24 protein-coding genes are annotated in these 23152 nt (G+C 67.9%); 11 read left to right on the top strand and 13 right to left on the bottom strand.

Annotated features, from left to right (window positions below; translation table 11 throughout):
* The first annotated feature begins 225 nt into the window (after window positions 1-225).
* A complete protein-coding gene (locus CLD20_RS14780; protein WP_224407427.1) occupies window positions 226-1254 on the top strand; it encodes an SDR family NAD(P)-dependent oxidoreductase in 1029 nt (342 codons plus the stop codon).
* Here the strand turns inward: CLD20_RS14780 and CLD20_RS14775 are convergent.
* Window positions 1251-3218, bottom strand: a complete 1968-nt coding sequence (locus tag CLD20_RS14775) for an acyltransferase family protein (protein WP_224407426.1) — start codon at window positions 3216-3218, stop codon at window positions 1251-1253. The genes CLD20_RS14780 and CLD20_RS14775 overlap by 4 nt on opposite strands.
* Window positions 3219-3434: 216 nt before the next feature.
* Here CLD20_RS14775 and cobF point away from each other — a divergent pair, with 216 nt between their 5' ends.
* Both cobF and CLD20_RS14765 read left to right on the top strand, forming a co-directional pair.
* Window positions 3435-4190, top strand: coding sequence for a precorrin-6A synthase (deacetylating) (gene cobF / locus CLD20_RS14770; protein WP_224407425.1), 756 nt, complete (start codon window positions 3435-3437; stop codon window positions 4188-4190).
* Window positions 4191-4323: 133 nt separating this feature from the next.
* The gene (locus CLD20_RS14765; protein ID WP_224407424.1) at window positions 4324-4740 is read left to right on the top strand and encodes a GtrA family protein; all 417 of its coding nucleotides are present in this window, start codon (window positions 4324-4326) and stop codon (window positions 4738-4740) included.
* Here CLD20_RS14765 and CLD20_RS14760 read toward each other — a convergent pair.
* Window positions 4737-6014 (bottom strand): ATP-binding protein, encoded by a 1278-nt coding sequence (locus CLD20_RS14760; protein WP_224407423.1) that lies wholly within the window; start codon window positions 6012-6014, stop codon window positions 4737-4739. The genes CLD20_RS14765 and CLD20_RS14760 overlap by 4 nt on opposite strands.
* On the bottom strand, window positions 6011-6736 hold the full coding sequence (locus CLD20_RS14755; RefSeq protein ID WP_224407422.1) for a response regulator: 726 nt from the start codon (window positions 6734-6736) through the stop codon (window positions 6011-6013). Before CLD20_RS14755 ends, CLD20_RS14760 begins: the two co-directional genes overlap by 4 nt.
* A gap of 209 nt (window positions 6737-6945) precedes the next feature.
* On the opposite strand from CLD20_RS14755, the gene CLD20_RS14750 reads away from it, so the two are divergent.
* The 7 genes from CLD20_RS14750 to CLD20_RS14725 all read left to right on the top strand — a co-directional run bounded on the left by CLD20_RS14750 (window position 6946) and on the right by CLD20_RS14725 (window position 12092).
* On the top strand, window positions 6946-7710 hold the full coding sequence (locus CLD20_RS14750) for a hypothetical protein (protein WP_224407421.1): 765 nt from the start codon (window positions 6946-6948) through the stop codon (window positions 7708-7710).
* Window positions 7711-7823: 113 nt separating this feature from the next.
* The gene (locus CLD20_RS14745) at window positions 7824-8330 is read left to right on the top strand and encodes an RcnB family protein (protein ID WP_224407420.1); all 507 of its coding nucleotides are present in this window, start codon (window positions 7824-7826) and stop codon (window positions 8328-8330) included.
* 27 nt (window positions 8331-8357) lie between these two features.
* Entirely contained in the window at window positions 8358-8486 is a 129-nt protein-coding gene (locus CLD20_RS20250) for a hypothetical protein (RefSeq protein ID WP_255599902.1), read from the top strand.
* Window positions 8483-8881: a hypothetical protein gene (locus tag CLD20_RS14740; RefSeq protein ID WP_224407419.1), complete on the top strand. Its 399-nt coding sequence runs from the start codon at window positions 8483-8485 to the stop codon at window positions 8879-8881. The genes CLD20_RS20250 and CLD20_RS14740 overlap by 4 nt, the downstream gene beginning before the upstream one ends.
* On the top strand, window positions 8878-10164 hold the full coding sequence (locus CLD20_RS14735; RefSeq protein ID WP_224407418.1) for an efflux RND transporter periplasmic adaptor subunit: 1287 nt from the start codon (window positions 8878-8880) through the stop codon (window positions 10162-10164). The genes CLD20_RS14740 and CLD20_RS14735 overlap by 4 nt, the downstream gene beginning before the upstream one ends.
* 9 nt (window positions 10165-10173) lie before the next feature.
* Window positions 10174-10890: an ABC transporter ATP-binding protein gene (locus CLD20_RS14730; RefSeq protein WP_224407417.1), complete on the top strand. Its 717-nt coding sequence runs from the start codon at window positions 10174-10176 to the stop codon at window positions 10888-10890.
* Window positions 10890-12092 carry an ABC transporter permease gene (locus CLD20_RS14725; RefSeq protein ID WP_224407416.1) on the top strand — a complete coding sequence of 401 codons (1203 nt, stop codon included), beginning with the start codon at window positions 10890-10892 and terminating at the stop codon, window positions 12090-12092. The genes CLD20_RS14730 and CLD20_RS14725 overlap by 1 nt, the downstream gene beginning before the upstream one ends.
* 48 nt (window positions 12093-12140) lie before the next feature.
* On the opposite strand, the gene CLD20_RS14720 is transcribed toward CLD20_RS14725, so the two are convergent.
* Together CLD20_RS14720 and CLD20_RS14715 are read right to left on the bottom strand one after the other, a co-directional pair.
* Window positions 12141-13430, bottom strand: a complete 1290-nt coding sequence (locus CLD20_RS14720) for an acyl-CoA dehydrogenase family protein (protein ID WP_224407415.1) — start codon at window positions 13428-13430, stop codon at window positions 12141-12143.
* A 14-nt stretch (window positions 13431-13444) separates the two neighbouring features.
* Window positions 13445-14542: a phosphotransferase family protein gene (locus CLD20_RS14715; protein ID WP_224407414.1), complete on the bottom strand. Its 1098-nt coding sequence runs from the start codon at window positions 14540-14542 to the stop codon at window positions 13445-13447.
* Window positions 14543-14912: 370 nt separating this feature from the next.
* Here CLD20_RS14715 and CLD20_RS14710 point away from each other — a divergent pair, with 370 nt between their 5' ends.
* Window positions 14913-16076 carry a CaiB/BaiF CoA-transferase family protein gene (locus CLD20_RS14710; protein ID WP_224407413.1) on the top strand — a complete coding sequence of 388 codons (1164 nt, stop codon included), beginning with the start codon at window positions 14913-14915 and terminating at the stop codon, window positions 16074-16076.
* Between the two features lie 47 nt (window positions 16077-16123).
* Here the strand turns inward: CLD20_RS14710 and CLD20_RS14705 are convergent, their stop codons facing one another.
* The 8 genes from CLD20_RS14705 to CLD20_RS14670 are packed head-to-tail and all read right to left on the bottom strand — an operon-like array spanning window position 16124 to window position 23151.
* A complete protein-coding gene (locus tag CLD20_RS14705; protein WP_224407412.1) occupies window positions 16124-16468 on the bottom strand; it encodes a RidA family protein in 345 nt (114 codons plus the stop codon).
* Between the two features lie 40 nt (window positions 16469-16508).
* Window positions 16509-17627 carry an FAD-dependent oxidoreductase gene (locus tag CLD20_RS14700; RefSeq protein WP_224407411.1) on the bottom strand — a complete coding sequence of 373 codons (1119 nt, stop codon included), beginning with the start codon at window positions 17625-17627 and terminating at the stop codon, window positions 16509-16511.
* A gap of 10 nt (window positions 17628-17637) precedes the next feature.
* A complete protein-coding gene (locus CLD20_RS14695) occupies window positions 17638-19047 on the bottom strand; it encodes an NAD(P)/FAD-dependent oxidoreductase (RefSeq protein WP_224407410.1) in 1410 nt (469 codons plus the stop codon).
* Complete coding sequence (locus tag CLD20_RS14690) at window positions 19044-19343, bottom strand: (2Fe-2S)-binding protein (RefSeq protein ID WP_224407409.1); 300 nt, start codon at window positions 19341-19343, stop codon at window positions 19044-19046. The genes CLD20_RS14695 and CLD20_RS14690 overlap by 4 nt, the downstream gene beginning before the upstream one ends.
* The gene (locus CLD20_RS14685) at window positions 19327-20436 is read right to left on the bottom strand and encodes an FAD-binding oxidoreductase (protein WP_224407408.1); all 1110 of its coding nucleotides are present in this window, start codon (window positions 20434-20436) and stop codon (window positions 19327-19329) included. Before CLD20_RS14685 ends, CLD20_RS14690 begins: the two co-directional genes overlap by 17 nt.
* Window positions 20433-21233: an ABC transporter permease gene (locus CLD20_RS14680; protein ID WP_224407407.1), complete on the bottom strand. Its 801-nt coding sequence runs from the start codon at window positions 21231-21233 to the stop codon at window positions 20433-20435. The genes CLD20_RS14685 and CLD20_RS14680 overlap by 4 nt, the downstream gene beginning before the upstream one ends.
* On the bottom strand, window positions 21230-22090 hold the full coding sequence (locus CLD20_RS14675; protein ID WP_224407406.1) for an ABC transporter permease: 861 nt from the start codon (window positions 22088-22090) through the stop codon (window positions 21230-21232). Before CLD20_RS14675 ends, CLD20_RS14680 begins: the two co-directional genes overlap by 4 nt.
* Complete coding sequence (locus CLD20_RS14670) at window positions 22087-23151, bottom strand: ABC transporter ATP-binding protein (RefSeq protein ID WP_224407405.1); 1065 nt, start codon at window positions 23149-23151, stop codon at window positions 22087-22089. The genes CLD20_RS14675 and CLD20_RS14670 overlap by 4 nt, the downstream gene beginning before the upstream one ends.
* Between the last annotated feature and the right edge of the window lies 1 nt (window position 23152).

Below are 23152 nucleotides of genomic sequence, written 5' to 3'. Positions count from 1 at the left end.
TCGGGGGCGGAAGAGCGGGGATCGGATGCTGAAAGCAATCTTGCGCTCCCCTCTGCCAGCAGGCATTAAGCTCGTCTCGCTGTCGTCCATCCGCACCCAGCCGCGCTTTAGCTTCCCGAGGACGGGTCTTTCACTTCGCAATTGTTGGAATGGGAAGGCTTGAACTAGCGCGCCTTTTTGACGGACAGACATGCGAGAAGCGTGAGCCTCCACACAGGAAACAGCATGTCCGCACAGGAAACGAGCCGCACGGCCCTCATCACCGGCACGGCCGGCTTCATCGGCTTTCATCTTGCCCGGCGCCTCCTGGAGGAGGGCTGGCGCGTCACCGGCATCGACGGCATGACGCCCTACTACGACGTCTCCCTGAAGCATGCGCGCCATGCGGTGCTTTCGGCCTTCGAGGGCTTCACGGCCCACGAGGTGATGCTGGAGGATGCGGACGCCATCGCCGCGGTCTTCGAGGCGTGCCAGCCGGACGTCGTCGTCCATCTCGCCGCCCAGGCCGGCGTGCGCTACAGCCTCGAAAACCCGCGCGCCTATATCGATGCCAACCTCGTCGGCACCTTCAATGTCATGGAGGGCGTGCGCCTCCACAAGCCGGCGCATTTCCTTCTCGCCTCCACCAGCTCCGTCTACGGCGCCAACGAGGACATGCCCTTCGGCGAGAACGACCGGACCGACCACCAGATGACCCTCTACGCCGCCACCAAGAAGGCGACGGAGAACATGGCGCATTGCTACAGCCATCTCTGGGGCACGCCGACGACGGCGCTCCGCTTCTTCACCGTCTACGGTCCCTGGGGCCGGCCCGACATGGCGCTCTTCAAGTTCTGTTCGGCGATGCTGAAGGACGAGCCGATTGAGGTCTATGGCGAAGGCCGGATGCAGCGCGACTTCACCTATATCGAGGATCTCGTGGAGGCGATCTTCCGTCTCATCCCGGCCGCGCCGGTGAAGGGCGAGCCGGTCTCGCCGGACGATTCCCTTTCGCCCGCCGGTCCCTACCGCGTCGTCAATATCGGCGGCGCCCAGCCGGTCGGCCTGATGGCCTATATCGAGGCGCTCGAAAAGGCGCTCGGCCGCGAGGCGAAGAAGAAGATGCTGCCGATGCAGAAGGGCGACGTGCGCGCCACCCATGCGCGCCCCGAACTCCTTCGGGCGCTGACCGGCTACACGCCGCAGACGCCGGTGGCGGAGGGCGTCAAGCGCTTCGTCGACTGGTATCTGGAGGAATACGCGGAGCGCTCCTAACGGTTCTTGGGGCGGCTGAAGGCGGCCCGGGTGGCGCCGCCCTCGGCCGCGTTCAGCGAGCTGACGAGCGCCGGCAGAAGCGCCGGTATCACGCGCTCGGCCCCGGCATGCGTCAGGTGATTGTTGTCGACGAAGAAGGCGTGGTCGCGATCGTTCACCACGCACATGCCGTCCTCGCGGCAGAAGCGGCCGGCGACGTCGACCACCGACACGTTCGGCAGCTCGGCGACAGGATGGTAGAGGGACCAGACCATCTCTTCGCGCTCGGCCGCCTGCGATGATCGGGGCGCCCAAAGGCCTTCCTCGATCGCTTCGAGCCCCTGGCCGGTGCTGACCTGCTGCAACAGGAACTGGGGCACGTCCCTGCCGATCTCCGGCAGCGGGCCGACAACGACGACCTTGTCCCCCAAGGCGAGAAGCCGGCGGACATCTGCCTCGAACGCCGCGGCAAGCGAGGGGCCTGTCGTTGCCTCTTCCCTCTCTGCCCGCACGAGGATCCAGGGCGCGGCGGCCAGGATGACCGTGCGCCCGCCACCAAGCTCCGACAGCAGCTTCAGTCGCTCCCGGTTCACGGCGGGGCAGTTGCGTTCCTCCGGGCTGAAGTGGAAGCCGCTGATGAAGGGGCATTGCTGGTAGGTGAGGTCGATGAAGCCGATGCCGAGGCGGGACGTCGTTTCTTCCAGCGCGGGCCCCAGCGTGCCCGCATGGCTGTCGCCGACCAGAACGACGTCGCCGCCGCCGAAGACGCAGGCATCGGCCGGCCAGCGGTGATTGCATTGCCGGCCGTCCTGCTCCAGCACGGTGAACTCCGCGGTGCGATCGACCGACCGCAGGACCGGCGGCAGGCGCGACGGGAAGCCTTCCGAGCGCACGATGGTGAACATTCCGGCGGACAGGGCGAGGCTGCTGGCCGCGATCGTCGTGATCGCCGTGCGCGTGCCGACCCGCCGCCGGTCCCTGATCGGCCGTTCCACGAGCCACCACGACAAGCCCGACAGCACGAAGCTCAGGACGATCAGCTTGACCTTGAAGGGGTCGGATATCTCGCCGGCCTCGCGCAGCCGCGCGAAGGCGAAGACCGGCTGGTGCCAGAGGTAGAGCGAATAGGAGATCAGGCCGATCGCGACCGGAAGCGGCGAGCCGAGGAGCCTGGAGACGATGTGCGGACCGGCGAAGCGCAGGACGAGGAGGGCGCCGGCGACCGGGATGGCGGTCGCGAGTTTTGCCGCGGCGGTGGCATCGTCGAGCTGGCCTCCGGCCCCGACGATCATCGCCAGGCCGACGAGCACCAGCACCGGGTCGAAGCGCCGGGACTTGCGGACCGGGCAGCAGGCGAGGAGGGCGCCGCAGAAAAGCTCCCAGGCTCGGCTGGGCAGCATGAAGAAGGCCGCAGATGGCGCGGTTGAGCCGAGATAGGCCGCAAGCAGAAGGGAGGCGACCGTGGCGGCGCCGAGCACCCACCAGCGCAGCCTGTCATGCGCGCCGACGAGCAGCATCAGCGCCGGAAAGAGGATGTAGTACTGCTCCTCCACGCCGAGCGTCCAGGTATGCAGCAGCGGCCGCAGGGCGGAATCGTCCGCGACGTATCCGCCGTTCATCCAAAAATAGAAGTTCGAGACGGAGAAGATTGCCGCGAGGGCACTTTTTGAGAAATCTTCCAGCGAGGAAGGGTACGTGTACATCCACGCGAAGGGGATGCAGGCGGCAATAACGAGGAACAGGGTGGGAAGAATGCGGCGCGCCCGGCGCTCGTAGAATGTCCGGAGCGAGAAGTCGCCGGCATCGACCTGCTTCATCACGATGCCGCCGATCAGGAAACCGGAGATGACGAAAAACACGTCGACGCCGATGAAGCCGCCCGGAAAGAGCTGGATACCTCTGATATCGATTCCCGCGTGATAGAAGATCACGAGGAGAACGGAGATGGCCCGCAATCCATCGATGTCGGCGCGATAAGGTATCATGAATAATGACTTAACGGGCATCACGGGGTGCAGCAAGGCGGACCGGAACGGCCTGCGGAATGCCGGCGGAGGCGGCTAGCGCTCGCCGCCATACCGACGCCGCGATGTGGCGTTCCGCGCCGGGAGAGCCTAGAGACGCGCCCTACAACGGATCGGCGCCGGCCGTCGCAAGAGGTCGCCCGGCTCCGATCCCCTCACGCGACAGGGCACAACGACTTGAAACGCATTCTCCTCATCGGCCTCGGTGCCGGCGATCCGTCCGGCATGACGCTCCAGGCCATCGAAGCGATCCGCGCGGCCGAGGTGTTCTTCCTGATGGAGAAGGAAGGGGAGGGCAAATCCGACCTGATCGCCTTCCGCCAGGCGGCGCTGAAGCGCGCGCGCGGCGATGGCGGCTACCGCCTCGTCTCGGCCGTCAGTCCCGAGCGCCCCTCCGGCGGGCCCGACTATCGCGCCGGCATCGAATGGTGGCGCGGCGAGAGGCGCCGCATCTTCCGTGAGATGATCGAGACGGAGCTTTCCGGCGACGGCACCGGGGCCTTCCTCATCGTCGGCGATCCCTCGCTCTACGACGGCACGGTCGAGATTCTCCATGAGCTGACGGCAGAGGGGCTCCGATTCGAATTCGAGGTCGTGCCGGGCATCACCAGCCTGCAGCTTCTGGCCGCCGGCCACCGCATTGCGCTCAACCGCATCGGCGAGGACATCCGCGTCATGACGGCCCGTCAGCTTTCCGCCGCCGCGCTCAAGGATGTCACCAACGCCCTTGTCATGCTCGACGGCAGGGCCGCCTTCCGCCGCTTCGCGGGCACCGATCTTCATATCTGGTGGGGGGCCTATCTCGGCATGCCGGAAGAAATCCTCGTCGCCGGGCCCCTGAGGGAGAAGGCGGAGGAGATCGCCGCCATCATCGAGCGCGAGCGCGCCCGCCGTGGCTGGATCATGGACACCTACCTGCTGCGTCGGCCGTAGCTCGGGCAGCAACGCGGACTTTACCAATTTGCGCCAAAGGTGCCCGACCGGCGGCTCTCCGCTGGCGACTGCGGAGCGGCGTGTGCATCGGACCGGCAGGATCTTGCAAGGCGAAGGCGGCTGGCCCGCCCGGATGCGGCGGCTGATCGCCCGCGGCGCGCTCGGCGAGGATGAGGCCTTTTCCGGCCTCGTCCGCTTCATCGTCGTCGGGCTCGCCGTCACCGCGCTCTATCTCGTGCTGGTTCTCGCCCTCCACGGCGCGGGCGTCGGCGCGCGCCTTGCCTCCGTCGTGGCGCTCGCCGTCACATGGGGCGCCTCCTATCTGGCGCAGGGAAAGATCACCTTCCGCGCCGAGGATCTCGGCCTGCGGCCCGTCCTGCGCTTTGCGGCAATGTCGGCGCTCGGCCTTGCGATCGCCCAGGGACTGACGATCGGTATCTACGAGGTGCTCGCCCTGCCGCTCTGGCTCGCCGCCCTCGCGGTCTGCATCGCCATCCCGCTGACCAACTTCCTCTTGATGAATTTCTGGGTGTTCCGCTCCCGCGGCTAGCTTGCCGAGTCCAGGGTATTTTCCGGCAGGCTCTTGAAGCGCGCGATCTGGATGAGGCCCCCGGTGCTGCGGTTGGCGATCTCGATCCTCCCGCCGAAGCGCTCCACGATCTCCCGCGCGATCGCCAGCCCGAGGCCGGCACCGGGAACGGATTTTCGCCGGGCGGGATCGACCCGGAAGAAGGGCTCGAAGACCTGGCCGATCTGCGCCTGCGGGATGCCCGGCCCCTCGTCGGTGATGACGACGAGGCTGTCCGCCCCTTCCCGCCGCACGGCGACCTCCGCGCCCCCGCCATGGGTCGCGGCGTTGATGAGGAGGTTGCACAGCGCCCGCTTCAGCGCCATCGGCTGCGCTGCGATCACGCTCGGCGCGAGCGTCGTCGCGGTGATGGAGTGGCCGAGGTCGCAAAGCTCCTCGACCGTCTCGCGAACGAGCCTGTCGAGCGCGATCGGCTCGGCGCTCTCCTCGGCGCTCTCCTCGCGCACGAGCCGGATGGCGCTGTCGGCGATCATGTCGAGCTCTTCGAGGTCGGAGAGCCATTTTGCCCGCTCCTCCTCATCCTCGATGAATTCGGCCCTGAGGCGCATCCGCGTCATGGGCGTACGCAGATCGTGTCCCGCGGCCGCGACGAGCCGCATTCGGCTCTCCATCGCCGCCCTCAGCCGGGTCGAGAGCCGGTTGAGCGCCTCGGCCGTCGCCTTCAGCTCGGCGGGGCCTTCTTCCGGCAATGGCGAGAGGGTACCGTCCGGCCCGATCGTGGCAGCAGCGCTCTCGATCAGGCGGAGCGGGCGCGTCATCCGCGTTGCCGCGTAGATCGAGACGACCGCGCTGCCGATGGCGATAAGCACGATCCAGGTGAGGAAGACCTGCCAGCCGCGGGGAGGGGGGCCGGGATCCGGCAGCGGGGTGACGAGCCACGAGCTGTCCTCCAGCCGCACCGAGGCTGTCGTGCCCTGAGGGTCCTCCGTTTTGGTGACGCGCGCATCGCGTGCCTCGCCGCTGCCCGCGAGCGCCTTCGCCAGGAAGCCGGAGAGCCCGGGCTCGATGGTCCCTTCGGCCGGCTGCTTGCGGATGTCGAGGCCGGCCGCCAGGGCCTCGTCGCGGTTGCGCGAGGCGATCCTGGCGAGGACCTCGATCTGCGCGGCGATGGGTTCCATCATCCTGCCGGGGACCGGCTTGCGAAGCGCGGTGGAGGCCGCGAGCGTCGCGAGCGCAACCACGGCGACGATGGCCAGGATGAAGAAGCCCGCGATGCGGTTGCGCAGCGTGTTCATGACGTGGTGGGCACGGCCGTGACCGGCACGGTGATCTGGTAGCCGCCGTTGCGCACGGTGCGGAAGAGCGTTCCCTCCGCCCGTTCACCGAGCTTGCGGCGGATGCGGCTCATCAGGACGTCCACGGACCGGTCGGCAGGGTCCCATTCACGCCCCGTGGTCAGGTCCAGAAGCTGGTCACGCGACAGGAGACGTCCCGGACGTTCCAGAAAGACCGCCAGAAGGTCGAACTCCGCCCCCGTCAGGATGATCTCCTCGCCTTCCGCATCGGTGACGCGCCGCAGCTTCGGCTCCACGGTGATGCCGGCGAATTCGTAGCGTTCCGTCTCCGGTTCGACCGGCTCCTCATGTCCGGCGCGCCGCAGGACCGCCTTGATGCGGGCGGTCAGCTCGCGCGGATTGAACGGCTTTCCGAGATAGTCGTCGGCGCCGATCTCCAGCCCGATGATCCGGTCGACGTCTTCCTTCAGCGCCGTCAGGAGGATGATCGGCAGGCGGGGGCGTTCGTCGCGCAGACGGCGGCAGATATCGAGGCCCGACCCGTCCGGCAGCATCACGTCGAGCACGAGGAGGTCGGGATTGGAGGTGGCGATACGCTCCTCGCATTCGCGCCCGTTGCCGGCCACGGACACGCGAAAGCCCTGTCCGGAAAGATAGCGCGCGAGCAGCGTGCGGATCTCCGGCTCGTCGTCGACCACCAATATATGCGGGCTGTCGCTCATCGTCTCCCTTCGCTTTCGCCCCGGCCTATACATCCGTGCGCCGAAGTGGAGGACGAAAACTTGTAACCGAGCATTTCTACCCGGCCTGAGGAAACCTTCCGTTACAAATCCATGCCTTCCGGCAACGCTTGGCAACCTCGCGACCGAAATCGGGTCACGAGCCGTCCCTACCTTCCATCCCAACGAAAGCGGGACGAAAGGAAGGTCCGATGAAGCGCTTGTTGGTTGGAGCGGGGATGGTGTCGGCAGTGGCGGCGGCAGCCTTCGTCCTGCCCGCGGCGGCCGCGCAGCCCCGTGCGGACGCGCCGAGCGTCGCAAGCGCGGTCGCGGCCCTCCGTACCCCGGCGCAAGCCGGGAAGCTCGCCTGGCTCACCGCGCAATATGCGTCCGACGACGATCCGGGCCCGCGCCTTCGCCCCGGTGTTGCGCCGGACGAAGACGCTGCCTGGGACGGCATGGATATGGCCGAGACGCAGGGGCCTGACCCTTCCATGGAGCCCGGACCGGGCTTTGCGCCCCCCTTCGGTCCGCCGCCCGATCCGCGCATGATGATCGCCGAGAGGCTCGCCACGGCGGAAACCTATGTCGGCATCCGGGCCGACCAGCTCGATGTCTGGCGCGGCTATACCGACGCTCTCCTCGATTTACTCGCAGCTTCGCCCCGGCAGCTGGACGCCAAGCTTCATCCGAGACCCGGCAAGCATCCGCAAGACGGCTCTCCGTCGGTCTTCGGGGAGGGCATTGCCGATGCGGCGATCGAGAGATCCGTCTCGGCGCGCTCCCTCAAGGAGGCGAGCCGGAAACTGCGGCAGGAACTCTCCGACGAACAGCTTGAGCGGCTCGCCGCCTTCGCACCGCCTTTCCCACCCTCCGGCGGATTTCCCGCCGAGCGCTTCGACCATCCGGCCCCGCCAGACCTTGAGGGCGAGAGGGTGGAGCGTGGTGATATTCGCCCGCCGCACGACGGCGACTGACCGTTTCCCTGGCCTCGTTGGCCGCGGAAAGCAGCCGCACTGGCTGCAAGCGCCCAGGGGTGCCGTCCCCGCGATCGCCCCTGGGCGCCCCTTTTGAAGGAACGAAGGATTACATGATGAAAAAGCTCGCGACGTTCGCCCTTGCTGCCGCCGTGACGCTTGCGCCGGCCCTCTGGCTGCCCGCGCAGGCATCGGACGCTGCGACGCCGCAATGGCTGAAGCAGCGGGAGGAAGCCGGCCAGACCTCCGGGGACCGCGCCGGGCGGACGAACTCCGACGCGCGGACACGGACCGACCAGAAACGGGCCGACCAGAAACGGGCCGGCCAGAAGAAGCCCGCAGAGCAGGCGCGGCCGAGCGAGCGGGCCGTGCAGAGCCGGAAGCCGGTATCGCCCACCGCATCCCGTCCCGCCGACAACCGGGGGAAGGACCGGAACGCTGCACGGTGGCATCGCGGCGAACATTACCGCGGCAAGGCGCGAACCGTTGAAGATTACCGTGCCCGCGGCCTCAAGGCTCCTCCGAAGGGCTACCACTGGGTGCGCGACGGCGACGAATACCTGATGGTCGCCATCTCCACCGGGATCGTCTCCGCCATCGTCCGCTCGGCGGGCCGATGAGAATTCCGACCTGAGGGACCCAGCCAGATGCCCGGCGCCCTCCAGCTTCTTCTCGCCCTCTCCGTGGTGATCGCGATCCTCAGCGCGATGCCCTCGCAAGGGCTCGCTTCGATGATCCGCATGGCGCGCGAGCGCCGCAATGGAGGCGACAGATGAAAACCGCCATCGTGCTGATGACGCTGCTTGGCTGCGATTGCGACGCCAGCCAGTGCCTCGTCGTCGATACGCTCGATACGGGGTGGCGAAGCGTTGCGGAGTGCCGGGCCGATATCGCCGGCGAGGTCGCCTCCCGCACCGACGCCTATCCGACGCTGGTTGCGACTTGCGAGACGCGGTCCGAAATGGGGCCGCCGCTCAATCTCGCCCTGGACGCCGCGGCGCCGCAGAATGCGGCCGAGAAACCCGAGCCCGGCTATCTGGGGGCGCTCGGCCGCAGCCTCGGCATCTCCCATGCCAGGCGCGGCATGCGTGACGTCCTCCATGCCAGCCTTTCCACTTCCTCGACGGCCATCGCATGGCTGGGCGAGCGGATCGGGATTCCGACACCATGAACGTCCATCAGGAGATCGTGCCGGAAGCCGAAATCTCCGAGACGCTTGGCCTCGGAAAGAAAGGCCGCCGGCGTTTCTTTTCGGCCGGCCGTATCCTCGGCCTCCTTCTCGTTCTCGTCGTTCTTGCCGGCTGCTGGTATGTCTTCGCAGGGGGCGGGTCGGCAGACGAGGTCCGCTACGTGAGCGAGGCCGCGCGGCGCGGCGCGATCACGGAGACGGTGACGGCGACGGGCACGGTGGAGCCGACCAACAAGGTCGAGGTCTCCAGCGAGCTCTCCGGCACCGTGGAAAAGGTCTTCGCCGACTACAATGACGAGGTGACGAGCGGCGAGATCCTGGCGAGCCTCGACACCGATACGCTGGACGCCGCGGTCGAGAACGCCCGCGCCACCCTCGCCGTGAAGAAGGCGCAGGTGGAGGAGGCGCAGGCGACGCTCTCCGAATCCGAAAAGGCCTGGGAGCGCGCCCAGCAGCTCGGCCAGAAGGACTTCGCCTCCAAGTCGGATCAGGAATCGGCCGAGGCGACGTGGCGCCGGGCGATCGCGGGCCTTGCCGTCGCCAAGGCCAACGTCCAGGTCGCCGAGGCCGAGCTCCGCTCCAAGGAGACGAGCCTGAAGAAGGCGACGATCCGCTCGCCGATCAATGGCGTCGTACTCAGCCGCGACATCGATCCGGGCCAGACGGTTGCCGCTTCGCTGGAAGCGCCGGAGCTCTTCACCATCGCCGAGGATCTCGCCTCCATGCAGCTGGAGGTCGCCGTCGACGAGGCCGATGTCGGCGCCGTCAGCGCCGGCCAGAAAGCGACCTTCACCGTCGACGCCTATCGCGACCGCCGGTTCGAGGCGCAGGTGGAGGTTGTCCGCTATGCCTCCGAGACCGTCAACGACGTCGTCACCTACACGGCCGTGCTGAAGCTCGACAATTCCGAGCTGCTTCTGCGCCCGGGCATGACGGCGACCGCCGACATCACGGTGAAGAACGTGGCAGACGCGCTTCTCGTGCCGAATGCGGCCCTGCGCTTCGCGCCGCCCGCCGTGAGCGCCGCCGACGAGAGCAGCGGCAGCTTTCTCGACAAGCTGATTCCCCACCCCCCGGCACGCACCGAGGTGGAGAAGGTTGCCGACGACGGCACCGGCGGGCGCAGCATCTACGTTCTGGAGGACGGCGCGCCGAAAAAGATCGCCGTGGAGGTCGGCGCGAGCGACGGGAGCTGGACCGAGGTGCTTTCCGGCTCGCTCAAGGAAGGCGACGCCGTCATCACCGACGCGGCCTCGACGAAATAGGAGGTGACGATGTCCGAGGTTCCGCTCTTCCGCCCTCCGCTCATCGATTTCCGCTCCGTGGAGCGCGTTTACGGCACGGGGGAAGCGGCCGTGCACGCGCTCGCCGGCGTCGATCTTCGCATCGACGAAGGCGAGTTCGTTGCCATCATGGGTCCGAGCGGCTCGGGAAAGTCGACGAGCATGAACATCATCGGCTGCCTCGATACCCCGACGGCCGGCCATTACTATTTCCGCGGCGTCGATGTCGGCGCGCTCACGCGCGACCAGCGCGCCATCCTCAGACGCAATTACCTCGGTTTCGTCTTCCAGGGGTTCAACCTGCTGGCCCGCACTTCGGCGCTGGAGAACGTCGAACTGCCGCTCATCTATCGCGGCACGCCGCATGCCGAGCGGCGAGAGCGCGCCGCCGAGGCGCTCGATCTGGTCGGCCTGAAGGGCTGGGAACACCACGATCCGGGCCAGCTCTCGGGCGGCCAGCAACAGCGCGTGGCCATTGCCAGGGCCATCGTCACCCGTCCCGAGCTGCTCGTCGCCGACGAGCCGACCGGCAATCTCGACACGGCGCGGAGCGTGGAGATCATGGAGCTCCTGACCGGCCTCAATCGCCGCGAAGGCATCACCGTCATCATGGTAACGCACGAGTCGGACATGGCCGAATACGCCTCCCGGACCATCCATTTCGTCGACGGCAACGTCGCCTACGACAGCTTCCGCGAGGCAGCCTGATGCTTCTCTCGGCGTTCCGGCTGGCGCTCCAGGCGATCATGCGCAATGCGCTGCGCTCCTTCCTCACCGTGCTTGGCGTCATCATCGGCGTCGGCGCGGTGATCGCGCTCGTCACCATCGGCAACGGCACGACGGCGAAGGTGCAGGAGCAGATCTCCTCGCTCGGCACCAACCTCCTCTTCCTGCGGCCCGGGCAGGGGCAGGGCCCGCAGCAGGAGGACGCGCCGAGCTTTTCGATGTCCGACGTGGATGCGATCCGCGAGCAGCTCTCCGGTCTGAGGGCGGTGGCGCCGACCGTGACCTCGAGCGAGAAGGCGATCTACGGCAACCAGAACCACACGACGACCGTCAACGGCACGACGGGCGACCTCCTCGTCGCGCGCGACTGGGATCTGGTCGAAGGCCGCTCCTTCCTCGACACGGAGGTCCGCTCCGGCAAGGCCGTCTGCATCATCGGCCAGACGCTGCGCACCGAGCTCTTCGGCTCTTCCGAACCGCTCGGGCGCAAGATCCGCCTCGGAAGCGTTTCCTGCGAGGTGATCGGCCTGCTGGAGGAGAAGGGCGAATCCAATTTCGGCCAGGACCAGGACGATATCGTGCTGATGCCGATCCGCGCCGTGCAGCGCCGCTTCCTCGGCAATACGGACGTGCCCTCGATCTATCTTTCCGCCGCGGACGGGGTCGATACCGCGAAGGTCCGCCGCGACGTGACCTATCTGATGCGCGAGCGCCGGCGCATCACGGGCGACAAGGAGGACAATTTCTCCGTCAACGACATGGCCGAAATGGTCTCCACCATGACCTCGACCACCCAGTTGATGACGGTGCTCCTCGGCGCCGTCGCCGCCGTGAGCCTGCTCGTCGGCGGCATCGGCATCATGAACATCATGCTCGTCTCGGTGACCGAGCGCACTCGCGAGATAGGCATCCGCCTCGCCATCGGGGCGCAGGAAAACCAGGTGCTGATGCAGTTCCTCGTCGAAGCCGTGGTTCTTTCGCTCCTCGGCGGCTTCATCGGCGTCGCGCTCGGGCTCGGCCTGTCCGCCCTCGCTTCGTTTGCCCTCGACCTCCCCTTCGTCCTCGATTCCTCGATCGTGGCGCTCGCCTTCGCGTTCTCGGCGGCCGTGGGCGTCGGCTTCGGCTATTTTCCGGCCCGCCGCGCGGCCCGTCTCGACCCCATCGAGGCCCTGCGCCACGAATAGCGGTGGGAAGAGACCGGACGGGCGGCCGAAGAAGGCCTCGCTTTAGCCTCAGGCGCTCTTCGGCGCCGCCTCGGGCCTGCCGGCGGGCACGCGGTCCCGCCGGTAGGTGAACTGCTCGGCGTTGCGGTAGCCCGCTTCCTTCGCCTTCTTCAGTTCGGCCCGGGCGATGCCCCTCAGATGCACCTCGTCGGGCCCGTCGATGAAGCGCAGGGCCCGGCCCCAGGTCCACAGATAGGAAAGCGGCGTGTCGGGCGTCAGGCCGGCCGCGCCGAAGATCTGGATCGCCCGGTCGAGCACCGTCGTCTGCAGGCGGGCCGCGACGACCTTGATCGCCGAGACGTCGATCCGCGCGGCCTTGTTGCCCGCCTCGTCCATCAGCCAGGCGGTGCGCAGCACGAGGAGACGCGCCTGGTCGATCTCGATGCGCGACAGCGCGATCCAGTCCTGGATGTTGGAATAGTCGGCCAGCTTGTTGCCGAAGGTCTCGCGGGCAAGGGCGCGGTCGCACATCAGCTCCAGCGCCAGCTCGCACTGTCCGATCGTGCGCATGCAATGATGCACGCGCCCCGGTCCGAGCCGCGCCTGGGCGATCTTGAAGCCGTCGCCTTCCTCTCCGACGAGGTTCGCCGCCGGCACGCGGCAGTTCCGGAAGACCACCTCGCAATGCCCCTCGGGCGAATGGTGGTGCATGATCGGCACGTCGCGAACCACCTCGAAGCCGGGCGTGTCGGCCGGCACGATGACGAAGGAGTGCCGCCGGTGCCGGTCGGCATTCTCGTCGGAGACGCCGAAGACGAGGGAGAACGCCATGTTCGGGTGCATGGCTCCGGTCTGGAACCATTTGCGCCCGTTGATGACGTATTCGTCGCCCTCGCGCTGGATGCGCGTCTGCACGTTGGTCGGGTCGGAGGAGGCGGTGTCCGGCTCGGTGATGGAAACGATCGAGCGGATCTCGCCTTCCAGCAGCGGCTTCAGCCACCTCTCGCGCTGCTCGGGCGTGGCGAAGAGGTGCAGGACCTCCATGTTGCCGGTGTCCGGCGCCGAGCAGTTGAAGACCTCCGGGCACCAGGGATACCGGCCCATCATTTCGGCGAGCGGCGCGTATTCGAGGTTGGAAAGCCGCGTGCCCGGTTCGTCGTCCTCGAGCCCCGGCAGGAAGAGGTTCCAAAGACCCTCCTCGTAGGCCTTCGCCTTCAGCCGGTCGATGATGGCGAGCGGGTAGCGGTGTTGTGCGGCCTCCTCGTGCCATGCGCCGTTGAGGGGCGCCACCTCGCGTTCCAGGAACGAGGCGAGGCGGCCCCGCAGCTCCTCCACCTTGGGTGAATAGGCGAAATCCATATTCGTCTCCGCAATCAGTCGATCGGCAGTTCGCCGGCGAGGATGTCCGCCGCGCGGCGTGCCAGGATGGGGGCGAGCGCCCCGACGGTCTCGGCGTTCTCGCTCGCGGCCGTGCCGGCTTTGGCGCGCGAGGCGATGCCCTCGAAGATGACCGCGAAGCGGAAGAGGGCGAAGGCGTAGTGGAAGGCGCTAAGCCCGCGGGGCGCGCCGGCCGCCTCCAGATAGGCCGCCTCGAACGCCCGGTGGCCCGGAATGCCGAGGGCTTCGAGGTCGCAGCCGAAAAGCCCGCCATATTCCTCCGGCTTCACGAACCAGACCGACACCGCATGGGCAAGGTCGGCGAGGGGATGGCCGAGCGTGGAGAGCTCCCAGTCGAGGACGCCGATGATGCGCGGCGCCTGGCGATCGAGCATCAGGTTGCCGATGCGGTAGTCGCCGTGGACGATGCTCAGCGTATCGTCCTCGGCGTTGTTCTCCTTCAGCCAGCGGGCGAGTTCGTCGATCACCGGATCCTCGCGCGTCTTGGAAGCCTCCCACTGCTTCGTCCAGCGGTAGATCTGGCGCGAGAAGAAATTGCCTTCCTTGCCGAAGCCCTCCAGCCCGGCCGCGCGCCAGTCCGCGCCGTGGAGGCTTGCGAGCACTTTCGCCTTGTCGGCATAGATCGCGCCGCGATCGGCGGGGGAGCGCTCCGGCAGCCGGCTGTCGTGTTCCACGACGCCGTCGAGCCATTCCATCAGGTAGAAGGAGGTGCCGAGGAAGGTCTCGTCCTCTTCGAGCCGGATCATCTCCGGCACCGGCACGCCGGAGCCGGCGAGCGCGGCCATGACGCGGTATTCGCGGTCGACCTGGTGGGCGCCGGGAAGGTTGTTGCCCCTCGGGGGCTTGCGCAGGATGAACACCTTCTCGCCGGCGGCGACGCGGTAGGTCGGGTTCGACTGACCGCCCGCGATCTTCGCAATCTTCAGCGAGGCGGCCGCCCTCTCGCCGGCAAGGCCGGTTCCGACCAGATAAGTCTTGAGGCTCCCGGGATCGAAGTCGAGCGCCTCCGTGCCGGTGGGCTGCGGCCGGCCGCTGTCAGCCGGCTGGAATCCTTCTCCCGCCCTGGCCGTCAAGGGTGTGCCGCCCGGCTTCTGGCAGTGCGCATGCTTCCTCCGATGCGGCGGTGCCAGCCGCTTGCGCGGCGCCCGCCGTTCCTCTTTTCTGCTGGTCCCTGCCAGAGAGGAGGCGGAGGATGGGCAGAAGCCGGAAGGCCGTCAAGCGAGGTTTCCGGCTTTCCTCCGGCAAGGGCGAGGAGGCGGCCACGCGCAGTGACGGGACGCCTGCCGGCCGGCATGGCCCCGGCTGTGAACCCGAAAGGGGAGCGAGCATGGGACGGGCGGACTGGGTCGGATACGGGCCGCGAGGGCGCGGAAAAGGTGCGCCTCTTCAAGTCCTTCGCAGCGATCTCGCCGCATTCGTCGATGGCGTGATCGGGCGTGCGCGATGAGGGGCGATGCGCCCGGCCGGGCAGGGCCACTCGCGGGCCTGAAGATCCTCGAGATGGTCGGCATCGGCCCCGCACCCTTCTGCGCCATGATGCTTTCCGACATGGGGGCGGAGGTCGTGCGCGTGCATCCGCGGAACGCGACATCCGACATTCCCTTCGTCAATTCGAAGTTCGACGTGCTCGCTCGCGGCCGGCGCTCCATCGGCATCGACCTGAAAAATCCGCAAGGAAAGGCTCTCCTCCTCGATCTCGTGGCAAGGGCGGATGGTCTCCTCGAAGGCTTCCGACCGGGCGTGATGGAGCGGCTCGGCGTCGGTCCGGCGGAATGCCTTGCCCGCAACGAAAGGCTCGTCTTCGGCCGCATGACCGGCTGGGGCCAGGAAGGGCCGCTGAAGGACCGCGCCGGCCACGACATCGATTACCTCGCCCTCACGGGCCTCCTCGACGCCATCGGCGAGAAGGACCGCCCGCCCGCCGTGCCGCTCAACCTCGTCGGCGATTTCGGCGGGGGAGGGCTGCTCCTCGCCTTCGGCATGGTCTCGGCCATCCTTGCCGCGCGCGAGAGCGGCAAGGGGCAGGTGGTCGACGCGGCGATGACCGACGGCGCGGCGCTCCTAGGCTCGATGATCTACGGCTTCCGGGCGGGTGGCGGCTGGAAGAGCGAGCGCGGCGCCAATCTTCTCGACGGCGGCGCCCATTTCTACGCCACCTATCTGTGCGCCGACGGCAGGGCGGTCGCGGTCGGGGCGATCGAGCCGAAATTCTACCGGATATTTCTGGAACGGCTCGGCCTCGACGCGGAGGAATGGGGCGCGCAGGCGGAGACGGGTCGCTGGCCGGAGCAGAAGGCAAGGCTCGCGGCGATCTTCGCCGAAAAGCCGCGCGATCACTGGACCGGGCTTTTTGCCGATTGCGATGCCTGCGTCGCGCCCGTGCTCGATCTCGACGAGGCGATGGCCCATCCGCAGAACCTGGCGCGCGGCACCTTCGTGGAGGTGGACGGCGTCAGGCAGCCCGCGCCCGCGCCGCGCTTTTCCGGCACGCCGACGGCCTTGCCCGAACCGCCATCGCGGCCGGGCGCCGATACCGACGCGGTGCTGGAAGAATGGGGCGTTGAGGCAGGGCGGATCGTGGAGCTTCGCCGCAGCGAGGCGATCTGAGAGGAAAATGCCGGCCCCGAAAGGCTCCGGAGCCGGCCTCCCGAGACTTATTTCGCGGCCGAGACGACCACTTCGATGAGCGTGTTCGGGCCGAGCTCGGCGACGCCGATGGTGGCGCGCGTCGGCAGATGCTCGGCCGGCATCCATTCCAGCCACGCCTCGTTCATGCCGTCCTTCTGGGAGAAGTCGGAGATGTAGATCATCGCGGTCAGGAGCTTGTCCTTCGACGAGCCCACCTTGGTGAGAAGGTCGTCGATCTTGGCGCAGATCTGGGCCGTCTGGCCCTTCATGTCCTGGCTCTTGTCGTCGGCCACCAGGCCGCCGAAATACAGCACGCCGTTATGCTCCACGACGCGATGGTTGATCTTCGTCTGGATGTGACGCTGGATCATGGATGTTCCTTGCTTGGTTTGCTGCTTTGGAAAAATCGCCTCAGGAATGGGCGAAACGGGTGATGGAGAAGGGCTGAAGCGGCGCGTTGGTCTGTCCGTTCGCGATCAGCTCGGCCATGATGGCGCCGACGCCCGGCCCCATCTGGAACCCATGCGCCGAAAAGCCGAAAGCGTGAAAGGCATTTTCTTCGCTTGAGGAGGGGCCGATCACCGGAATGTCGTCGGGCATGCGCCCCTCGATGCCGGCCCAGGAGCGCACGATCGTCGCCCCCTTCATGATCGGGAAGATGCCGATCGCCGCCTCGGCGCTGAGGCGAAGCTGCGAGAAGCGGATCTCCGACTTGTTGGTGGCGGGATCGGGGATGCCGCGCCTGCCGCCGCCGATGACGACGGTGCCGTTCTGCATCTGCTTGAAGGAGAGGGGCCGCCCGCAACCGCCGACGACGGCGGTGCAGAAGGGCGGCATGCGCGCCGTGACGATCATCATCGGTGCGATGGCTTCAACGGGTGCGTTCTCGCCGAGCTGGCGGGCGATTTCGCCGGCCCAGGCGCCGGCGCAATTGAGGAGAAAGTGGCCCGAAAAGACGCCGACGGAGGTCTCCACGCGCCACGCGCCATTCTCGCGTTTCACGGTCGTCACGCGGGTGTTCTCGAAGAAGCGCACGCCGAGCTCGCGGGCCTTGCGCTGGAAGGCGAAGGTGGTGTTGTAGGGAATGGCGAAGCCGTCATCGAGGCTGGCGAGGCCGCCGACGCAATGCGGGGCGACGGCGGGCAAATGATGGCGCAGCTCCGCCTGGTCCAGGATCACTTCGTGGCTGAAGCCCATCCGGCGCATCTCGGCGGCGCGGGCCGAGAGCGTTGCAAGCTCCTCCTCGGTCTCGGCCACCTTGATCTGCGGTGCCGGCTGAAAGCCGCAATCGTCGTCGACGAGATCCTCGATATGCCGCCAGATCTCCATCGAGCGCACCGAGATCGGCACTTCCGCATAGTGCCGGCCGAGGCGCCGGACGCCGCCCGCATTCACGCCCGAGGCATGGCGCGCGACCGTATCCTTCTCGATGACGATCACCGAGAGGCCGCGCATCGCCGCATGGAGCGCCGCCGAGCAGCCGTGCAGCCCGCCTCCCACGACGACGAGATCGGCCGTCCGTTCGCTCACCGCATCGCCCTCAATGCACCGCTTCCGCTTCGGCCTGGATGTCGGCCGGCACCGGCTCGTCCGTCTCCAGCGCCGCAAGCTCGGAAAGGGCGAGGGGCTTCAGCGGCGGGCGGATGCGGTAATAGTCGACCGCCGAGACCGGCTCGCCGCGCCGCGCCGCGATGATCTCCGTCACCGCGAGCCCGCACATGCGGCCCTGGCAGGGACCCATGCCGGCGCGCAGGAAGGATTTCACCTGGTTCGGGCCCGGCGCGCCCATATCCACCGCCTTGCGGATGGCGCCGGCCGTCACCTCTTCGCAGCGGCAGACGAGGGTGTCGTCGGCCGGGGAAAGGATCTCGGGGGAGGGGGCGTAGAGGGTTTCCAGCAGCGGCCGGATCTTTGCCTCGCGGGCAAGCTCTTCGGCGACCTTGCGCCGTTCCTCCGGCCCCGCCTTGCCGGCTTTTTCCGCGATGGCGAGCCCGACGAGCCGGCCGCGCAGCGCCGCCGATTTCGCGCCGCCGATGCCGGCCCCGTCGCCGGCGACGTAGACGCCCGCGACGGTCGTGCGGAAGGCCTCGTCGAGCTTCGGCACGAAGCAGTGCTGGCTCTCGTTCCACAGATGCTCGCAGCGCAGGAGGCGGGTGACCTGCTGGTTCGGCACCACCCCCTGATGAAGCGCTACCGAGGTGGTGGCGAGCTGGTGCTCGCGCCCGCCAGAGGTGAAGGAAACGCCCTCGACGCGCTCCGAGCCGTCGATGCGGATCTCCTTCGCGTCGGTGTGGATCGGAACGCCCGCCCGGCGCACCGCGGCGATCATCGCCATGCCCTTGCGCAGATAGGAAGCCGCGCCGAGCGCGGCCGGCAGGTGCTTCAGGGCGGCGAGGTAGCGGCTGCGCGGCACGGTCTCCACCATCGCCTTCGGCTTGACGCCGGCCTCCACCATCTGTGCCGCGATCAGCCAGAAGAGCGGCCCGGAGCCGACGAAGACGACATCGTCGCCGACGAGGCCCTGTGCCTTCAAAAGAATCTGCAGGCCGCCCGCGGTGGTGACGCCCGGCAGCGTCCAGCCCGGCATCGGCGTCGGCCGCTCGATCGCGCCGGTGGCGACGACGATCGACCCCGCCCGGATCTGCTTCGACCCGCCCGGGAGCGAGAAATCGACGGAAAGCTCGCTGTCGATGTTCCAGACCGTGGCGCCGGCGACGTAATGCGCGCCGCTCGCCCGGAAGTCTTCGGCAAGCTTGCGGCCGGCGGCGTAGTCCGGCCCGAGGATCCGGGTGCGGGCGGGGCCGCTCGCCTCGATGGCGCGGTAGATCTGCCCGCCCGGCGCGGGCTGCTCGTCGAGGACGATGGTGGAAAGGCCGGCCCTTGCCGTCTCGATGGCGGCGGCCATGCCGGCCGGGCCGGCGCCGATGATGGCGACGTCGTAGGTGCTCATAGGGAGACGGCCTCCGGCTCGCTGTCCTGACGGTGTACGGACATGCCTTCCTTGACCGCCACCATGCAGGCCTGCCGGTTCGGCACGCCGTCGATCTGCACCAGGCAGTCGAAGCACACGCCCATCAGGCAGAACGGCCCGCGCGGGCTGGCGCTCACGGCGCTGGCGCGCAAGCTCCGCTCGCCGGCGGCGAGGAGGGCGGCCGCGACCGTATCCCCGGCCCGCGCCGTCAGCTCTTTTCCCTCGAAGCTGAAGGTGATGGCCGTGCCGGCCGTCTCCTCAACGCGCTTGAACATCGAATCTCCTTACTGAAAAGGCCGAGAGCTCCTCCTCCAGCCTGCCGCGAACGATCATCGGCGCCAGAGCCAGCGCATGCGCGCCGGCGAGGGTCACTCCGGAATGACAGTTGATGGCGAAAGCGCCGGGCTGGCGCTCCGATTGCTGGTAGATCGGAAAGCCGTCGGCGCTCATGACGCGCAAAGCCGCCCAGGATCGCACCACCCTGAGGTCCTTCAGGAACGGGAAGGCGCGGATGGCCCGGGCGGCGATCTCGGCCATGACGCGGGGCTTGGAGCGCGTGTCAAAGCCTTCGTCCTCGTGGCTGTCGCCGATCAGGACGGAGCCTTCCTCCGTCTGCCGCACGACATGGGTCGGCATCGACAGGAACGGGCGCGCGCGCTCCGTGACGAGGATCTGGCCCTTCAGCGGATTGACCGGCACGTCGAGCCCGACCATCGGGCCGAGCCGGCGGTTGCCGAGCCCGGCGGCAAGCACGATCTTGGCGGCCTTGAAGGTGCCGGCGGGCGTCGTGACGGCAAAGCCCTCGCCGTCGCGGTTGATCTCCTGCGCCCGGGCATTCGCCTGGTACTGCCCGCCCGCCTTGAGGAAGGCCGCGTGCAGCGCGCGCATCAGGTAGAGCGGGCTCGCATGCCCGTCATGGGGCGAGTAGGTGCCGCCGACGACCTCGGGGCCGAGGCCCGGCAGGATGTCGTCGAGCTCGGCGCGCGACAGGATCTGCCCGCCGTAATGCTCCGCGCCATGGACCTGGTTCATGCGGCGGATGACGCCGGCCTGCTCCTCGAACTCTTCCTCGGAGAGGCAGATATGGGCGCCGCCCGGCTTGTAGTAGTTGGTGGAAACGCCGGTTTCCTCGCACAGCGTCTCGGCAAAGCCCGGCCACAGATCCGCCGAGCGGCGCGTCCAGCGCGCGTATTCCGGCATGGAAAGGCCCTTCGACTGCACCCAGACGAGGCCGAAATTGCCGCGCGAGGCGCGGAAGGCGACGTCGCCCTCGTCGAGCACGGTGACGCTCTCGCCCTCGCGGGCAATGCCGTAGGCGATCGCGGCGCCGACGAGGCCGCCGCCGATGACGATCGTGTCGGCGGTCATCGCGATCCCTCGCCGATGAGGAGCCGGTCGAGTCCGTAGATCCGGTCGACGAGGAACATGAGCCCGACCGTGAAGAGGATGGCGACGGTGGAGATGGAAGCCACCAGCGGGTCGGTGGTCTGGGTGATGTGGGAGAAGAGGCGCACGGGAAGCGTCGTTGTGGTGGGGCTGACGATGAACACCGTCACGGTGAGCTCGTCGAAGCTGGTGATGAAGGCAAGCACCCAGCCGCCGATCACGCCGGGCAGGATGGCGGGCAGCGTGACCCTCCGGAAGACCGTCCAGTCGGAAGCGCCGAGCGAGACGGCCGCCTGCTCGGTGGAGCGGTCGAGGCCGGTGACGGAGGCGAGCACGAGCCTCAGGATGAAGGGCATGATGATGATGGCGTGACAGAACATCAGCCCGGCGAAGGTGCCGTTGGCGCCGAAGACGGTGAGGAAGCGCAGGAAGGCGATGCCGAGGACGACGGTCGGCACGGTCAGCGGCGACAGGAACAGCGCCTGCAGCGCATCGCGGCCGGCAAAGCGGCCGCGCCCGATGGCGAGCGCCGCCGGCACGGCCAGCACGGAGGAGACCGTGGCGGAAGCGACGCCGAGCTTCAGGCTGATCCAGGCCGCCTCGATGAAATCGGGGTTGTCGAGGATCGCCCGGAACCAGCGCAGCGAGATGGCGCTGGGCGGGAACTCCAGAAAGCCTTCCGGCGTGAAGGAGACGCCGATGACGACGACGAGCGGCGCCAGCATGAAGGCGGCGAAGACGACGCTGAAGATCTTAGCGAAGGGGCCGTTGTGCCTCATTCGAACACCCCGGCGAAGCGTTTCTCCACCAGCTTGTTCCAGGCGAGCATGATGGTCAGCACCGAGACGAGCAGGAGGATCGCGATGGCGGCGCCGAGCGGCCAGTTCAGCGTGTTGAGGAATTCGTCGTAGACGGTCGTCGAGACGACCTTAACCCGCCGCCCGCCGAGGATGGCCGGGGTGGCGAAGGCGCTCGCCGAGAGCGAGAAGACGATCAGCGAGCCGGAAAGGACGCCCGGCATCGCCTGCGGCAGCACGATGCGCCGGAAGATCGTGAAGGGCCGCGCGCCGAGCGATTCAGCCGCCGCCTCCGTCGCCGGGTCCTGGCGCTGCAGCGCCGCCCAGATGGCGAGGATCATGAACGGCACCATGACGTGGACGAGGGCGAGAACGATGCCGCCGGAGGTGTACATCATGCGGATCGGCGAGGTGATGAGGCCGATATCGCGCAGCGCCGTGTTGATGACGCCCTTGTTGCCCAGAAGGATCGCCCAGCCGAGCGTGCGCACCACGACCGAGATGAGAAGCGGGCCGAGCACGACGAGGATCATCACGGAACGCCAGAAGGGGCGCATGCGCGACAGGAAATAGGCCTGCGGCAGGCCGACGACGGCGCAGATGACGGTGGTGGCGAGCGCGATGGCGAAGGTGCGCCCGAATATCTCGTAGAAATAGCTGTCGCCGAGGACCTCGGCATAATTCTCCAGCGAGAAGGTCGGCGCGATGCCGCCGTAGAAGGAGAAGCTGTGGAAGCTGAGGATGAAGGTCATCACCAGCGGCACCATCAAGAGGACGACGAAGAGGAGGAGCGCCGGCGCGCTGAGCGCCCAGGGTCTGCCCCGCGATCCGGGCTTCATGCCGCCCCTTCCTCTGCCGGCAGCACGCGCAGATGCTCGGGCGTCCAGGCAAGATGCACCGCCTCGCCATGTTCCGGCTCGCGCAGGCCGCGGTTGCGCCGCACGACGAGGAGGGGACCCAGCGGCGTCTCGATGCGGAAGAGCCACTGATCGCCGAGGAAGATGCGCTCTATGACGGTGCCGGAAAGGACGGCCTCGTTCTCTTCCACGATCTCGATGCGCTCGGGCCGGAGCGAGAGGGTGACCGGGCCCGGAAGGTGGTGCGCGGCCGGCCCCTTCAGCTCCATGCCGTTGCAGGCGAGCACCGAGCCCGCCTCGTCGGTCTTCACGACCGTCGCGGCAAGGCTGTTGGTCTTGCCGAGGAAGGTGGAGATGAAGGAGGATTTCGGGTTCTCGTAAACGTGGAAGGGCGTCTCCTCCTGCATCAGCCGGCCGTGATGCATGACCGCGACACGGTCGGAAAGAGCCATCGCCTCGTTCTGGTCGTGCGTGACGAGAAGCGTGGTGACGCCGGCTTCCTGCTGGATGCGGCGAAGCTCCAGCTGCATCTCCTCGCGCAGCTTGGCGTCGAGATTGGACAGCGGCTCGTCGAGGAGGAGGAGCTCCGGCTCGATGACGAGGGCGCGCGCGAGCGCCACGCGCTGGCGCTGGCCGCCGGACATGGCCCGCGGATAGCGCGCCGAAAGATTGGAAAGGTGGACGAGGTCGAGGGCAGCCGCGACCTTCCTCTTCCGGTCCTGCCTGCCGATGCCGCGCATTTCCAGGCCGAAGGCGACGTTCTCCTCCACCGTCATATGCGGAAAGAGGGCGTAGGTCTGGAAGACGATGCCGAGACCGCGCTGGCGGGCCGGCACCTCGTCGAGGCGGCGGCCGTTCAGCGTGATGTGGCCGGAACTCGGCTGCTCGAAGCCGGCGATCATCTGCAGCGTGGTGGTCTTGCCGCAGCCGGAGGGGCCGAGGAGGGAGACGAACTCGCCCTTTTCGACGGCGAGCGAAAAGTCGTCGACGGCGGTGACGTCGCCGAAGCGCTTGGTCAGACCGCTGAGCTCGAGAAATGGCATC

It is taken from the genome of Afifella sp. IM 167 (assembly GCF_020144925.1).
In the GTDB taxonomy this organism is placed as follows: domain Bacteria; phylum Pseudomonadota; class Alphaproteobacteria; order Rhizobiales; family Afifellaceae; genus Afifella.
Note: the sequence above shows the minus strand (reverse complement) of the source record. Positions and strands in the feature narration are given on the sequence as shown.

What these genes read in the sequence shown, in the direction of transcription:
- CLD20_RS14680 (WP_224407407.1), bottom strand. Translation starts at nt 21,233, where the DNA reads ATGAGGCACAACGGCCCCTTCGCTAAGATCTTCAGCGTCGTCTTCGCC.
- CLD20_RS14755 (WP_224407422.1), bottom strand. Translation starts at nt 6,736, where the DNA reads ATGAGCGACAGCCCGCATATATTGGTGGTCGACGACGAGCCGGAGATC.
- CLD20_RS14775 (WP_224407426.1), bottom strand. Translation starts at nt 3,218, where the DNA reads ATGATACCTTATCGCGCCGACATCGATGGATTGCGGGCCATCTCCGTT.
- CLD20_RS14710 (WP_224407413.1), top strand. Translation starts at nt 14,913, where the DNA reads ATGAGGGGCGATGCGCCCGGCCGGGCAGGGCCACTCGCGGGCCTGAAG.
- CLD20_RS14675 (WP_224407406.1), bottom strand. Translation starts at nt 22,090, where the DNA reads ATGAAGCCCGGATCGCGGGGCAGACCCTGGGCGCTCAGCGCGCCGGCG.
- CLD20_RS20250 (WP_255599902.1), top strand. Translation starts at nt 8,358, where the DNA reads ATGCCCGGCGCCCTCCAGCTTCTTCTCGCCCTCTCCGTGGTGATCGCG.
- CLD20_RS14695 (WP_224407410.1), bottom strand. Translation starts at nt 19,047, where the DNA reads ATGAGCACCTACGACGTCGCCATCATCGGCGCCGGCCCGGCCGGCATG.
- CLD20_RS14745 (WP_224407420.1), top strand. Translation starts at nt 7,824, where the DNA reads ATGATGAAAAAGCTCGCGACGTTCGCCCTTGCTGCCGCCGTGACGCTT.
- CLD20_RS14750 (WP_224407421.1), top strand. Translation starts at nt 6,946, where the DNA reads ATGAAGCGCTTGTTGGTTGGAGCGGGGATGGTGTCGGCAGTGGCGGCG.
- CLD20_RS14740 (WP_224407419.1), top strand. Translation starts at nt 8,483, where the DNA reads ATGAAAACCGCCATCGTGCTGATGACGCTGCTTGGCTGCGATTGCGAC.
- CLD20_RS14685 (WP_224407408.1), bottom strand. Translation starts at nt 20,436, where the DNA reads ATGACCGCCGACACGATCGTCATCGGCGGCGGCCTCGTCGGCGCCGCG.
- CLD20_RS14720 (WP_224407415.1), bottom strand. Translation starts at nt 13,430, where the DNA reads ATGGATTTCGCCTATTCACCCAAGGTGGAGGAGCTGCGGGGCCGCCTC.
- CLD20_RS14735 (WP_224407418.1), top strand. Translation starts at nt 8,878, where the DNA reads ATGAACGTCCATCAGGAGATCGTGCCGGAAGCCGAAATCTCCGAGACG.
- CLD20_RS14730 (WP_224407417.1), top strand. Translation starts at nt 10,174, where the DNA reads ATGTCCGAGGTTCCGCTCTTCCGCCCTCCGCTCATCGATTTCCGCTCC.
- CLD20_RS14705 (WP_224407412.1), bottom strand. Translation starts at nt 16,468, where the DNA reads ATGATCCAGCGTCACATCCAGACGAAGATCAACCATCGCGTCGTGGAG.
- CLD20_RS14670 (WP_224407405.1), bottom strand. Translation starts at nt 23,151, where the DNA reads ATGCCATTTCTCGAGCTCAGCGGTCTGACCAAGCGCTTCGGCGACGTC.
- CLD20_RS14765 (WP_224407424.1), top strand. Translation starts at nt 4,324, where the DNA reads ATGCGGCGGCTGATCGCCCGCGGCGCGCTCGGCGAGGATGAGGCCTTT.
- CLD20_RS14725 (WP_224407416.1), top strand. Translation starts at nt 10,890, where the DNA reads ATGCTTCTCTCGGCGTTCCGGCTGGCGCTCCAGGCGATCATGCGCAAT.
- CLD20_RS14690 (WP_224407409.1), bottom strand. Translation starts at nt 19,343, where the DNA reads ATGTTCAAGCGCGTTGAGGAGACGGCCGGCACGGCCATCACCTTCAGC.
- CLD20_RS14760 (WP_224407423.1), bottom strand. Translation starts at nt 6,014, where the DNA reads ATGAACACGCTGCGCAACCGCATCGCGGGCTTCTTCATCCTGGCCATC.
- CLD20_RS14780 (WP_224407427.1), top strand. Translation starts at nt 226, where the DNA reads ATGTCCGCACAGGAAACGAGCCGCACGGCCCTCATCACCGGCACGGCC.